Genomic DNA, 14818 nt, shown 5'->3' with positions numbered 1-14818 from the left:
GCCCAAATGAAAAACCCACAGGACAATTCAACATCCGGCTATTAAAAGTGAAAAAACGGACATGAAATAATATTCATTCAAAAGAAATAAAAATGCATTAAAGGATAACTAAAATCGTCTCAGGGAAGAAAATCAAACATAAGAAAAAGCCATAGAAAATATAAAAAAAGAATTTTAATTTGCAATGCAAAAGATAAAGCCGTCAGCGTAGATAAAAATACGTTTTAATATACATTAAGTTAGATTCAATGCTAAAATATCAGGGGAGGCTTCACTCGCTTAAAAAAACAAAAAAATACTGTCTAAAAACCATAAAAAACATAAACATAACAACACTCATCCTGGCTCATACGTCTATCAGATGATTCAGCAGGCTGAACATCAGGGATGTACGATCTCACGTAGTAAAAAACAGGACTGCAATACCTGCACCAATATTCAGGATATTAATATGAGCTGGTTTGTCGATGCCTTTGCCACTTATCTGTACGGGCTTAAGGTGATAGCTATTGGTCTGGCCTGCCTGATGTTTATTAGCGGTCTGGACGACCTTTTTATCGATATCGTTTTCTGGTTGCGACGAATCAAACGTGCCCTCACGGTATACCGTAAGCATAAGCCAATGGACTACCGGGAACTGTACAAGCCCGATGAAAAGCCGCTGGCTATCATGATTCCGGCCTGGAACGAAACCGGGGTCATCGGCAACATGGCCGAACTGGCGGCCACCACCCTGGACTACGAGAATTACCATATTTTTGTCGGCACTTATCCTAACGATCCGGATACCCAGCGCGACGTCGATGAAGTGTGCGCTCGCTTTCCCAACGTGCATAAGGTGGTCTGCGCCCGTCCCGGCCCCACCAGCAAGGCCGACTGCCTGAACAACGTTCTGGATGCCATTACCCAGTTTGAACGCAGCGCCAGGTTTTCCTTCGCGGGCTTTATTCTCCATGACTCAGAGGATGTGATCTCCCCCATGGAGCTGCGACTGTTTAACCATCTGGTGGATCGCAAGGATCTGATTCAGGTTCCGGTTTATCCGTTTGAGCGCCAGTGGAACCACTTCACCAGCATGTCCTATATCGACGAGTTCGCAGAGCTGCACGGTAAGGACGTTCCGGTACGCGAGGCGATTGCCGGTCAGGTACCCAGCGCGGGCGTCGGCACCTGCTTTAGCCGCCGTGCCGTTATGGCGCTGCTGGCGGACGGCGACGGTATCGCCTTCGACGTACAGAGTCTGACCGAAGATTACGACATTGGCTTCCGCCTGAAAGCCAAAGGCATGAAAGAGATCTTCGTGCGTTTTCCGGTGGTGCGGGAAGAGGATAGCCAGCCCCGGCGTTTTTTACAGAGTCGCCGCACTTCCAACGTCATTTGCGTACGGGAATATTTCCCGGATACCTTTACCACCGCCATGCGCCAGAAATCGCGCTGGATCATCGGCATCGTCTTTCAGGGGTTCAAAATCCATAAATGGAGTAGTAGCTGGACGCTGAACTACTTCCTGTGGCGCGATCGCAAGGGGCTTATCAGTAACTTCATCAGCTTTATCGCCATGATAATTATGCTTCAGTTGCTGCTACTGCTGGCCTACCAGCGCCTGGTGCCGGATGCCTGGCAGTTCCTGTCCATCTTCTGGGGTAGCGCCTGGCTGGTCACACTGCTGTGGATCAACGCCATTCTGATGACCAACCGCATCCTGCAACGCATTATCTTCGTTACCATCTATTACGGCCTGGGTCAGGGGCTGCTATCGGTTCCGCGTCTGTTATGGGGCAATCTGATTAACTTTATGGCCAACTGGCGCGCGCTGGTCCAGGTGCTGCAGCATGGGGATCCGCGCCGGGTCGCCTGGGATAAAACCACCCATGATTTCCCAAGCGTCACCGGGCAGAACCGCGCGCTGCGGCCGCTGGGCCAGATTCTGATTGAACAGGGCGTACTGACCGAACAGCAACTGGAAGATAGCTTGCTCAATCGTATTCCCGGCCTGCGTTTGGGTGGCACCCTGGTCAAACGTCGGCTGGTGACGCCATCTCAACTGGCCCGGGCGCTGGCTGAACAGAATCAGGTTCCCTGGGAGGAGACAGATACCCGAACCCTGTCTGAATCCCTGATTGCACAGGTTCCAGCCCGCGTCGCCCTGCGTTATGCCGTACTGCTACTGCGCATGGAAGGGGATACGCTGACCCTCGCCAGTGAGAACGGTATCGATCCGGTATCCCTGGCCGCGCTGGCGCGCAAGCTCGACAAGAAAATCGACTATGTCATCGTCCCCAGAGGCTGTGTGGTAACCGGCCTGCGCTACTGGTATCTTTCCGGGCGCAAAAACCGTGAACACGACATGCTGGACAGTGCCGTGGCCCACGGCTGGCTGACGCCCGCGCAGTCGGAACAGATCTGGCAGCAATACCAGGCGGACCAGTTTCTGTTCGCTGAAATACTGACCGGGCTGGGTGAAATCAACAGCGCGGCAATGAACGCATTGCTGCTGCGCCACGAGCGCAGCGACATGCAGCTCGGCGCTTTCCTGGTGGGTGAAGGCGTTATCAGTCAGCACACGCTGGACCGGGCCCTTGAGCTGCAAAACGAGCTGCAAACCGCGATTGAGCCGCTGCTGACCGAAGCGGGTCTGTCCCGGAAACAGGTAAACCAACTACAGCAGGAGGCCGCATGAAACCGCGCTCGTCTAAACGACTGGCGGCGGCCAGCCTGCTGATCGTCTCCGCCCTCTACAGTTCTGCACCGCTGGCAGAAAATGCCTCTTCGCTGGAACTGAGCGAATACCGCTACTTCGTGATTTACCCTCACTTCGAAAAGGCGCTAAAGGCGCAGAAAAATAACGACGAACAGACGGCGCTGCGCGAATTCCAGCACATCCACAAGCAGGCGCCGGATAATATTCCCCTTACGCTCTATCTGGCTGAAGCTCAACGTCATTTTGGTCACGACGATCGGGCCCGGGCGCTGCTTGACGCTCAACTGAAAAAGTTTCCCAACGATGCCCGACTGGCCCGCGCCCTGAACGCGATTCCGGTTAAAGTGGCGCCGGTCACTAACCGGGAGCAGCTACTGGCGCAGCTACAGCGCTGCGAACAGTCGCCCACCCCCCAGTGCCGCAGCGAAGTGGGCCAGAACGCCCTGCGTCTGAATGAACGGGATATCGCCGTACAGCAGTTGAACGATACCCGCTTTGCCGCCAGCGAACCGGGAAAACGGCTACGTCAGGATATTATTGGCCGCGCTATCCACCAGCAGGCGTGGGAACAGGCGGACGCCATGTTCAGCGTCCTGGCCCGGGAAAAGTCCCTGACGCCAGCCCAGGAAGCGCAGTGGTTTAACGTGCTGATTGCCGGAAAGCGGGACGACAGGCTACAGCAGTTACAGGCGCAGGGGCTGATGAACAGCACCGAACAACGCATTAACTACGCGACAACGCTGGCGGAACGGGGCGAACGCCAGCGCCTGGCCCGCTATCTGGCGCAGCCCCAGCCCCGCTTCCAGAGCGCCGGGGATGAAAAACGCTGGCTGTATCTGCTTTCGCGCTACAGCGAAAACCCCAGGTCCGCCCTGGCCGGATTCCAGCCGCGCTTTGCGGAAAACCAGCGCTATCTGGCGGGCGTCGAGCTGCCCGAACTGCTACGCGAGCGCCGCTACCAGGAAGCACAGCAGCGCCTTAACGCGCTACCGGCCGACGAGTGGCTGAATGAGCGTTTTGCCCTGAGCATCGCGCTGGGCGATAGTCAGAACGCCGTTGCTCTGGCCCGACGTTTGCGGGTTCAGTCGCCGGGCAATCTGGCGCTGCTGGACAGCCTCAGCTACCAGCTTATCAGCATCGGGCAACAGCGGGCGGCGGCCGATATGCTGTTAACCGCCTGGCCCTGGCGCGACAATGGCGCGCAATCTGAACGCCTGTTACAGCGACTTATCGGCCTGATTCAGCGGCATCCCGACTGGGCCAGTCCAACGCAAATGGCCAGCCTGCTACGCCCCCATGCTTCGCCCGACAGGCGTAACCTACAGGCCAGACTGCTTAACGTTAACAGCGATTGCGGGCAGGTCAGAGCGCTGCTCGGCGATCTATCTCCGCGCTATGACGCTGCCAGTTGGCAGTTGCTCGCCACCTGCTACCAGAAAACCCTGCCGGGCATGGCGCTCTATGCTTTCCAGCAGAGCGAGCAGCGCCAGCCCGATAAATTTACCCACAGCGCCGTTGCCCTACAGGCGTGGGAAGTTCAGGACTATCGCCGCGCCGTGCAGGCCTGGTCGACTATCCCACCCGCAGAGCTGGATAATCCGGCGTTGTTTGCCGCAGCCAACAGCGCCCAGGCCGCCGGAGATGCCGCGGCCAGAGATCGCTGGCTGGATGAACTCCGGCTACGGGGCGCTACCGAAAATGAAGCTTACTGGTGGCTGCACTCCCGCCGTTATCTGCCCGGCCAGCCACAACAGGCACTGGCCGATATCAACAAGGCGCTGGCCATCGAGCCCACAACCCGGGCGCTGCTCTCCCGTGCGGAGATCTACCGCCAGCAGGGAGAACCTCGTAAGGCGCTGGCGAATCTCCAGGCGGCAGAAAAACGCGAGCCTGACAATGCCGCCATCCAGGCGGCGCTGGGCTATTCGCTGTGGGACAATAATCAGATGAGCCCCGCCCGCAAGGCGCTGGAAAAGGCGCTGGCCAGCACCCCGGACGACCCGACGCTGGTCAAACAGCTGGCCTATGTTAACCAGCGGCTGAACGACGGGAAGCAGACGCGCCATTACGCCGAACGCGTGGTGGACAATATCGATTATGCCGCAGCGGCTCAGCCGCTGAATGACGACCAGCGCCAGGAGCGCTACAACTTCCGGCGCCTGCATGAAGACGTCGGGCGGCGCTGGAGCTTTTCGCTCGACTCAACCGTAGGCCTGCGTTCCGGCGCCACCAGCGCCGCCAACAATAATCTGGGGGGCCAGCCCGGCCAGTCGTACCGTAGCTACGGGCAGATGGAGGCGGAATATCGCATTGGCCGCAATATGCTGCTCAACGGCGATCTGCTTTCGGTTTATGGCCGTCTCTATGCCGATACCGGATCCAGCGGCGTGGTGATGCCGGTTAAAAATCCGTTCCTCGGCACCGGCGTGCGCTGGAAGCCGCTGCGCGACTATATCTTCTTCCTGGCGCTGGAACAGCAGATCCCGCAGGGCAACGGCGCCGAATCCGACACCATGCTGCGCGCCAGCGCTTCGTTCTTCAACGGCGGAAAATATAGCGACGAATGGCACCCCAACGGTCGCGGCTGGCTGGCCCAGAATCTCTATCTGGATGCGGCGCACTATATCCGCCAGGACAACCAGGCCTATACCGCCGACTACCGCATTAGCTGGCACCATAAGGTGGCGCATGGACAGACGGTAGAGCCTTATACCCACGTTCAGGCATCCGCCTGGCGCGACGGCTATACCCGCACCACTTACCTGGGGGGCGTGGGGGTACGCTGGAATACCTGGAGCGGCGAAACCCGCTACGATGCCTGGCCGCATAAGGTCAGCGTCGGGGTGGAATATCAGCGCACTTTCCGCACCGTCAATCAGAGCGCCGGCGAGCGTAATAATCTCTTCCTGACCCTGGGGGTACACTGGTAAATGAAACGACTTCTCTCCCTGTTACTTTGCGCCACGCTGGCATTCAGCGCCGGCGTCCAGGCCATGACCGCGGTGATTTATCAGCCGCAGCTCCGGGATCGCAGCGTCGCACTGCCCCAGTGGCAGCAGCTTATGGGCCAGCTTCGTCTGCAGGGCTTCGATACCCTGGTATTACAGTGGACCCGCTACGGCGACGCCTTTAACGACAGGCAAGGACAGAAATGGCTGATGCAGCGAGCCGACGCCGCCCGCCAGGCGGGTCTGAAGCTGATTGTGGGCCTGCACGCCGACCCTGACTTTTTTACCCGCCAGATTCAACCGCCCGCAGCTCAGGAGAACTACCTGAACCAGTTGCTGTTCCGGGATCTGGAGCAGGCCCGGCAGTGGCTGACCGCTGGCGCCCATATCGATGGCTGGTACCTGAGCGCCGAGGTGGACGACCTGCACTGGCGCACCGACGAATCACGCGAGAAATTGATGGCGTGGCTCTCCAGCTCACGCCGTCAACTGGCGACCATTGCCGACAGACCGGTTGCCATCAGCAGCTTCTTCGCCGGGAATATGACGCCGGACGGCTACCGGCAACTGGTGAGCGAGATGGCGGCGACCGGCGTCAGAATCTGGGTTCAGGACGGCGCGGGCGTTGGCAAACTGAGCGCCACCGAGCGCCAGCTCTACCTCGATCGCAGCCTGTTTGAGGGTGCCGCTCCCGGCGCAGGGGTGGTCTATGAAATTTTCCGCCAGACCTCCGGCGCTGATGCGAGCTTCAGCGCACGGCCTGTGTCTGAACAGGAATTTCGCCAGATCTGGAACCGTAGCCGCAGCGGGTCACAGGGTAAAGACCGGCTATTCTTCTCGCTGCGCTATTTGCCGCAGGCCAGAGGGATTCTGGCCTATTAACTTCGGCGTGAAGCTTTAAATGATAAAAACCGACTGAACGTCATGATTCGATGAAATATGAGGCGACAGTGGCTATTCCGTTCACCGGTTCCGAAACCGACATAAGGGAAATCACCTTAAAGTGAACGGAACCTTCACCAGCGCGGCATATTCTCCCCTCACACAGCACTGTCGTGAAAATAACGCCACTGTGACGAGCCCTCTCCCCCAGGGAGGAGAGGGCTGGGGTGAGAGGAAACGTACCAGAGCCGTCTGTTACCTTCTCCCCACTCCCTTATCATGCCCTCTGCGCGCCGCGGCCCGACGACGCTTATCCAGATCCTTAATCAGCCGGTTAATCTCGGGAGCTGCAAACATCGCCTCCAGCGTCTGACTCAACTTTCGCCGCCAGTTCGGATACTGGGAGCTGGTGCCGGGTACATTAACCGGCGTCGCCATATCCAGCCAGTCCTCCGGCTGTAGCCCCAGCAGTCCGCTATTACTGTCGGCGATATAGCGCTGCATCGCCCGGTTCAGCACCGGCGACATCGCCATACGCCGCGCCTGATGCCCGGTACGCTTCGCCAGACAGCCGTGACGATGCAGGGCATCGAGCAGCGTCTGCTTCGCCTCCTCGCGATCCGCATACAGCCCTTCCAGGACTTCCGCATCCGGGTAAAGACCCAGCTTCCGCCCAAGGGTCAGATCGCCGCTTTCCCAGTAGCCGCGCAGGGTCGGCATATCATGGGTGGTAACCACCGCCATTGCCTGTTCTGGCCACGCCTCGGGGGCGCGCACCTGATTCTGACTATCGCGTTCGAACCACAGCACCTTATAGGAGTAAACCCCGCCTTCACGCAGCTTGCCGACAATCTCCGCAGGCACGGTGCCCAGATCTTCACCGATCACCATACAGCGGTGACGATGGCTTTCCAGCGCCAGAATTGCCAGCAGGGAGTCCACCGGATAGTGCACATAGGCGCCGCGATCCGCAGTTTCCCCATAGGGGATCCACCACAGGCGCAGTAGCGACATCACGTGGTCAATACGCAGCGCGCCGCAGTTTTCCATATTGGCGCGCAGCAGATCGATAAAGGGCTCCCAGGCACGCTCCTCCATCACATGAGGATTCATTGGCGGCAGACCCCAGTTCTGGCCCAGCGGGCCCAGAATATCCGGCGGCGCGCCGACGGAGGCCTTCAGGCAGTACAGTTCGCGATCGCTCCAGGTCTCGGCACCGCCTTCCGCCACTCCCACCGCCAGATCGCGGTACAGGCCAATCGGCATCTCCAGCTCGCCGCACTGGCGCCAGCACCCGGCAAACTGAGACCAGGCCAGCCACTGTAACCACTGCCAGAACGCCACTTCGTCAGCATGCTGTTGACAGAATTCCGTCACGGCGGGGAGATGGGCTTCGCGATACGCTTCCGGCCATGCCGGCCAGCCCCAACGACCGCCGTCTTCCGCCATCTGGTGCGCGTGTAACGCATCGAAGGCCGCCTGCCAGTAAAGACTGTCGCCGCGCTCGCGCACAAAGCGCTGCCAGGCAAGTAGCGATTCATCCTGTTCATCGCGCAGCGTAAACCGGCGCCATGCCAGGCGCAGAGCGGCAATCTTCAGGCGAGTCACCGCCGCATAGTCCACCCATTCGGCATCGCGCGCCGCCGCCAGGCTGGCGCGGGTGCCTTCGGCCTGCCACCAGCGCTGTGCCTCCTCGCTCAGACGGAAGTCCTCCACTGCCTCAACGTCGATATAAATCACGTTGAGCCAGCGGCGCGATGAAGGGCTGTACGGGCTGGCGCTTTCCGGGTTCGCCGGGTACAGCGCGTGTATGGGGTTCAGACCGATAAAACTGCCGCCGCGCTGCGCCACTTCGCTCAGCATCCGCTTCAGATCGCCAAAGTCGCCGATTCCCCAGTTGCGCTCCGAACGCAGGGTATAAAGCTGAACGCAGGCGCCCCACAGCTTGTCGCCGGTGTTTAACGCATCCGGGGTATAACAACGCCGGGGAGCGACAATAATCCGGCAGTGCCAGCGAGCCTCCTGCTGAACCAGCGTCAGGCTGTGGTAGCCCATGGGCAGGTCGCCCGCCAGTTTCAGACCGTGGCCGGCCCGCACCTTACCGTTGTAATGCTGCTCGCCCTCTTCGGTGGTGAGGTGCCAGAGGTACTCCCCCTTCCCCGCCACCGGCAGCACCATACTGCTGCCCACGATAAAGACCTTTACGCCTGGCACCGGCGCCGCGGTTTCGCGATGCGAAGCCGCGGCGCCATCCATGGCTTCCAGCAAACGCTGTCGGGTCTGGTCCGCAATGGCCTGCGGCTTGCCGTGAGCATTAATGTAGCTTGCCGCAATGCCCGCAGCGGCGGCAGCCTGTTCAAGACGTTTGCTTTCCATGGCGTTTCCTTCTTTCACAATTAGCGCTTTGCCTGCCAGATACGCGCCTGATAGTCGCGGATCGAACGGTCAGAGCTGAACATACCGCAGCGAGCCGTGTTGAGGATCGCCGCGCGGGTCCATGCCTGCGGGTCGCGATACAGCATCTCAGCCTGCTTCTGAGCGTCGGCATAGGCGGTGAAGTCGGCCATGACCAGGTAAGGATCGCCCCCCTCTTTGCCCAGGCTATGCAGCATCTGGTCGAACGCGTGCTTATCGCCGTCGCTGTAAATACCCTGCTCCAGCTCTTTCATCACCGCATCCAGCGCCTTATCGCCCTTACGCCACTTAAGCGGATCGTAGCCCTTCGCTTTCAGCGCTTTTACCTGCTCAACGGTATGGCCGAAGATAAAGATATTGTCGTCACCGACCTGCTGGGCAATCTCTACGTTAGCGCCGTCCAGGGTGCCGACCGTCAGCGCGCCGTTCAGCGCCAGTTTCATATTGCCGGTACCGGAAGCCTCTTTACCGGCGGTCGAAATCTGTTCGGAGATATCCGCTGCCGGAATCAGGCGCTCCGCCACCGATACGCAGTAGTCCGGCAGGAAGACCACTTTCAGCTTATCGCCCACTTTCGGGTCGTTATTGACCGCCTCAGCCACCTTGTTAATGGCGTAGATAATGTTCTTCGCAAGATAATACCCCGGCGCCGCCTTGGCGCCGAACAGGAAGACGCGCGGTACCCTGTCGGCCTGCGGGTTTTCACGAATCTCTTTATACAGCGCCAGAATATGCAGCAGATTAAGGTGCTGGCGCTTGTACTCATGCAGGCGCTTGATCTGCACGTCAAACATCGCCTGCGGGTTAATGTCGATACCGGTACGCGCCTTCACGAATTCGGCCAGACGCACCTTGTTACGCTGTTTAATCGCCTGGTACTGCTTGCAGAAAGTCGCATCGTCGGCAAAGGCTTCCAGTCCGCTCAGGGCATCCAGATCGTTGGCCCATTCGCGCTTGAGCGTTTCATCCAGCAGCTTTGCCAGTTCCGGGTTGCACTGCTTGATCCAGCGGCGCGGCGTGATGCCGTTGGTTACGTTATGGAATTTACCCGGCCACAGCAGGTGATATTCAGGGAACAGATCCTTCACCACCAGTTCGGAATGCAGCGCCGCCACGCCGTTGACCGCAAAGCAGCTCACCACGCACAGGTTCGCCATCCGCAGCTGGCCGTCATGCAGTACCGCCAGCTTCGCCCAGACCGCTTCATCTCCCGGCCACTGTTTCGCGACCTGCTTCTTAAAGCGAACGTTGATTTCCCGGACGATCTGCATATGACGCGGCAGCAGGGTGCGCACCAGGCGCTCATCCCAGCACTCCAGCGCTTCCGGCATCAGGGTATGGTTAGTGTAAGCGAAGGTACGGCTGGTGATGGACCAGGCGTCGTCCCAGCTCAACTGGTGCTCATCCAGCAGCACCCGCATCAGTTCAGGAATGGCGATGGTCGGGTGGGTATCGTTTAGCTGAATCACTTCATAATCCGGCAGCTCCATCAGCTTGCGCCCCGCCTGGTGATGGCGGCGCAGAATATCGGCTACCGAGCAGGCGCACTGGAAATACTGCTGCATCAGACGCAGTTTCTTGCCGGCCTGATGGTTGTCGTTCGGATAGAGCACTTTGGTCAGCTTTTCGGCATCGATGCCCTGCTGCTCCGCCTTCAGGAAATCGCCATCGTTAAAACGGGTCAGATCGAAGGGATGGGCATGCTTCGCCTGCCACAGGCGCAGCGGCTGTGAGATCCCGTTGCGGTAACCGATGACCGGCAGATCCCAGGCTTCCCCCTTCAGCACAAAAGCCGGTTCCCAGCGCAGCTTTCCATCCTCTTTCACTACCTTACCGCCGATGCCCACCTGAACGTCCAGCGCTTCATTATGGCGGAACCAGGGGTAACTGGCGCGCTGCCAGTCATCCGGCGCTTCCATCTGATGGCCGTCGTTAAAGGACTGACGGAACAGACCGTACTGGTAGTTCAGGCCATAGCCCATCGCCGACTGCCCTACCGTCGCCATGGAATCAAGGAAACAGGCCGCCAGACGCCCCAGGCCGCCGTTCCCCAGCGCCGGGTCGGTTTCCTGCTCCAGCAGGTCGCTCAGTTCGATGCCGTGTTCGCTCAGCACCTCTGCCACCTCGCCGTACCAGCCCAGGTTCAGCAGGTTGTTCCCGGTCAGACGACCGATCAGAAACTCCATCGAGATGTAGTTCACGTGACGCTGGTCCGCTTTGGCTTTTTTCTGCGGGCGGGCGGACAGCAACTCTGCCACAGCGCCGCTCACCGCATGCCACCACTGGTGCTGCGTCATCTCCTGTGCGGCATGAAGCCCGTAATGTTGCCACTGACGCGTCAGGGCGGCCTGAAACTGCGCTTTATTAAATGACATGGACATAGGTAATCGGATTCCTGTAATGATTGAAATGCTGTTTTCGCTAGTGTGCCAGGCTGCCCACAGCACTTCCTCATCCCGAGGGGGATTAGCCTGGGAGGAGGAGTGGGGATGAGAAAAAAGTGTGATCGAGACCACTCAAAATGGCCGGTATCACCCGTTATTCATGCTCCCTTGCCAGGATTTATCCGATCTTCACACCGGGTAAATACAGTGTCCCTTCATGGCAAAATGACATCAGGTAACCGCATGAAAATATTATAATTAGCGTTTATTGGCTGTCAGGTTATTATTCTGATGAAATAATTTCATCACCTGACTAATTAATTGCGCAGACAATGATGATAAGAAGTCACTTAATTTCAACCGACATACATTTCTTTAACCAGATTTAATTTGCTATACCGGGCAGGCAGTCAGGAAAAGTCTCGGGTGGCTCAGGCTGTAATGTAAATAACGAGGAAAACTGTGATAAGGCGCAACTTTGCCGGGGTAAAAAACGCGCCGTGCTTGCATTGCAGGATAATCTGATCGAAGTTATGTAATAATTAATTTCGAGGTGTAAAAAAAATCAGGTTAGAGATGGCCTGGCCGCTATCTCGTTTCTGATTGACCACCCTTTCCTGTACGGTAACGTCATTGAGTATGCTGATTCCTTCCAAATTAAGTCGTCCGGTCCGACTCGAGAACACGGTGGTTCGCGATCGCCTGCTGTCCAGGCTTGGCGGCGCGGGGAATTATCGTCTGGTGCTGGTCACCAGCCCGGCTGGCTACGGCAAAACCACGCTGATCTCCCAATGGGCGGCGGATAAAAGCGATATCGGTTGGTTTTCCCTGGACGAAGGCGATAACCAGCCGGAACGCTTTGCCAGCTATCTGGTGGCCGCGTTACAGCAGGCCACCGGCGGCCACTGCTCCCGCAGTGAAGCGATGGCGCAGAAGCGTCAGTACGCCAGCCTGAGCTCGCTGTTCTCGCAGCTGTTCATTGAACTGGCCGAATGGCAGCAGCCGCTGTGGCTTATCATCGACGACTATCACCTGATTTCGAATCCGGCGATCCACGACGCCATGCGCTTTTTTCTGCGCCACCAGCCGGATAACCTGACTCTGGTGATACTGTCGCGTAACCTGCCGCAGTTGGGCATCGCTAACCTGCGGGTGCGCGAACAGCTGCTGGAGATCGGCAGCCAGCAACTGGCCTTTACCCATCAGGAAGCCAAGCAGTTTTTCGACCATCGCCTGAGCGCGCCCATTGAAACAGCCGACTGTCAGCGCCTGTGCGACGACGTCGCGGGCTGGGCCACCGCACTCCAGCTTATCGCCCTGTCCGCCCGCCAGAACAGCGGCGCGGCACACTACTCCGCCCGCCGACTGTCAGGTATTAACGCCAGCCACCTGACCGATTATCTGGTGGATGAAGTACTGAACAACGTCGATGACGATACCCGCCGCTTCCTGCTGACCAGCTCCCTGCTACGCTCCATGAACGACGCGCTTATCGTTCGGGTCACCGGCGCGGAAAACGGCCAGATGCGGTTGGAAGAGATCGAACGTCAGGGCCTGTTCCTGCAGCGCATGGATGGCAGCGGCGAGTGGTTTAGCTACCATCCGCTGTTCGGCAGCTTCCTGCGCCAGCGCTGCCAGTGGGAAATGGCGACCGAACTGCCGCTGCTACACCGCGCCGCCGCCGAAAGCTGGATGGCTCAGGGCTTCCCCAGCGAGGCGATTCACCACGCGCTGGCGGCCGGCGACGATATGATGCTGCGCGATATCCTGCTACATCACGCCTGGGAGCTGTTCCACCAGAGCGAACTATCGCTGCTGGAAAACTCCCTGAAATCCCTGCCCTGGGAGACGCTGCTGGAAAATCCGCGCCTGGTACTGCTCCAGGCCTGGCTGATGCAGAGCCAGCACCGCTATGGCGAAGTGAATACTCTGCTGGCCCGCGCCGAACAGGAGATGAAGCAGGAGATTGATACCACCCTGCGCGGCGAATTCGACGCCCTGCGCGCCCAGGTGGCGATTAATAACGGCGACCCCAACGAGGCCGACCGACTGGCGCGCTCGGCGCTGGAGGCACTGCCGCTGGCCAGCTTCTACGGACAGATTGTCGCCACCTCGGTCCTGGGCGAAGTGCACCACTGCGCCGGTAACCTGCAGCAGTCACTGGCGATGATGCAGGAAACCGAAGCCATGGCCCGCCGCCACGAGGTCTGGCACTACGCGCTGTGGAGCCTGATCCAACAAAGCGAGATTCTGTTTGCCCGCGGCTTTCTGCAGGCAGCCTGGGATATTCAGGAGAAAGCTTTTGCGCTGATTCACGAACAGCATCTGGAACAGCTACCGCTTCACGAATTCCTGCTACGCATCCGAGCCCAACTGTTGTGGGCCTGGGGACGGCTGGATGAATCGGAATCCTCGGCCCGCGGCGGTATGGAGGTGCTGTCCGGCTATCAGCCACAGCAGCAGCTACAGTGCCTGGCGCTGGTGGTGCAGAACGCGCTGGCGCGCGGCGATATCGATAACGCCCGCAGCCATCTGAACCGGCTTGAGAACCTGCTCGGCAACGGCGCTTACCACAGTGACTGGGTTTCTAATGCCGATAAGGTCCGGGTTATCTACTGGCAGATGACCGGCGATCGCGCCGCTGCCGCGGCCTGGCTGCGCCAGACGCCGAAACCAGACTTCGCCCGCAACCACTTTCTGCAAGGCCAGTGGCGTAATATCGCCCGGGCGCAGATTCTGCTGGGGGAGTACGACGAAGCCCATCGGGTGCTGGAGGAGCTTAACGCCAACGCTCGCGCTCTGGAATTGATGAGCGATCTGAACCGTAACCTGCTGCTGCTCAACCAGCTTTACTGGCAGCAGGACAGCAAAAACGAAGCCCAGCGCGTACTGATTGAAGCGCTAAACCTGGCCGGAGGTACCGGCTTTCTGAGTCACTTTGTGATTGAAGGCGAAACCATGGCTCAGCAATTGCGCCAGCTGATTCAACTGAATATGCTGCCGGAGCTGGACCAGCATCGCGCCCAGCGGATTCTGCGGGAAATCAACCAACATCACCGGCATAAGTTCGCCCACTTCGACGAAAACTTCGTGAGCCGCCTGCTAAACCACCCACAGGTACCGGAGCTGATCCGCACCAGCCCGCTGACTCAGCGCGAATGGCAGGTGCTGGGGCTTATCTACTCGGGCTACAGCAACGATCAGATCGCCGGTGAACTGGACGTGGCGGCCACCACCATTAAAACCCACATCCGCAACCTCTATCAGAAACTGGGGGTCGCTCACCGCCAGGAGGCCGTCGCCCAGGCTCGCCAGCTATTGCAGATGATGGGCTATAACGCGCTGTAGTAAAAAACCACCTGCGTAGCAGGTGGCATTGATAACGCCCCAGAGGAGCGTACTGAAAGCCCTACAGTTAGTCTCTGCTTGTTCTGAAGACAATAAGGCAAAGCCAAAACCTGTTGCTGACCACCTCCATAGGAGGTGGT

Annotated in this window: 6 protein-coding genes; 4 read left to right on the top strand and 2 right to left on the bottom strand. The window is 58.7% G+C overall.

What is annotated here, in order from left to right; translation table 11 throughout:
* Window positions 1-451 precede the first annotated feature (451 nt).
* The 3 genes from nfrB to FEM41_RS12355 are packed head-to-tail and all read left to right on the top strand — an operon-like array spanning window position 452 to window position 6531.
* A complete protein-coding gene (gene nfrB, locus FEM41_RS12365) occupies window positions 452-2680 on the top strand; it encodes a cyclic di-3',5'-guanylate-activated glycosyltransferase NfrB (RefSeq protein WP_138096263.1) in 2229 nt (742 codons plus the stop codon).
* Window positions 2677-5631 (top strand): NfrA family protein, encoded by a 2955-nt coding sequence (locus tag FEM41_RS12360; protein WP_138096262.1) that lies wholly within the window; start codon window positions 2677-2679, stop codon window positions 5629-5631. Before nfrB ends, FEM41_RS12360 begins: the two co-directional genes overlap by 4 nt.
* Window positions 5632-6531 (top strand): DUF4434 domain-containing protein, encoded by a 900-nt coding sequence (locus FEM41_RS12355; protein ID WP_138096261.1) that lies wholly within the window; start codon window positions 5632-5634, stop codon window positions 6529-6531.
* A gap of 255 nt (window positions 6532-6786) precedes the next feature.
* Here the strand turns inward: FEM41_RS12355 and malQ are convergent, their stop codons facing one another.
* A complete protein-coding gene (malQ, locus tag FEM41_RS12350; protein WP_138096260.1) occupies window positions 6787-8907 on the bottom strand; it encodes a 4-alpha-glucanotransferase in 2121 nt (706 codons plus the stop codon).
* 20 nt (window positions 8908-8927) lie between these two features.
* Window positions 8928-11327: a maltodextrin phosphorylase gene (malP, locus tag FEM41_RS12345; RefSeq protein ID WP_138096259.1), complete on the bottom strand. Its 2400-nt coding sequence runs from the start codon at window positions 11325-11327 to the stop codon at window positions 8928-8930.
* A 642-nt stretch (window positions 11328-11969) separates the two neighbouring features.
* Here malP and malT point away from each other — a divergent pair.
* Window positions 11970-14678 carry an HTH-type transcriptional regulator MalT gene (gene malT / locus FEM41_RS12340; RefSeq protein ID WP_138099179.1) on the top strand — a complete coding sequence of 903 codons (2709 nt, stop codon included), beginning with the start codon at window positions 11970-11972 and terminating at the stop codon, window positions 14676-14678.
* Window positions 14679-14818: the final 140 nt, after the last annotated feature.

It is taken from the genome of Jejubacter calystegiae (genome assembly GCF_005671395.1).
Lineage (GTDB): Bacteria > Pseudomonadota > Gammaproteobacteria > Enterobacterales > Enterobacteriaceae > Jejubacter > Jejubacter calystegiae.
Note: the sequence above shows the minus strand (reverse complement) of the source record. Positions and strands in the feature narration are given on the sequence as shown.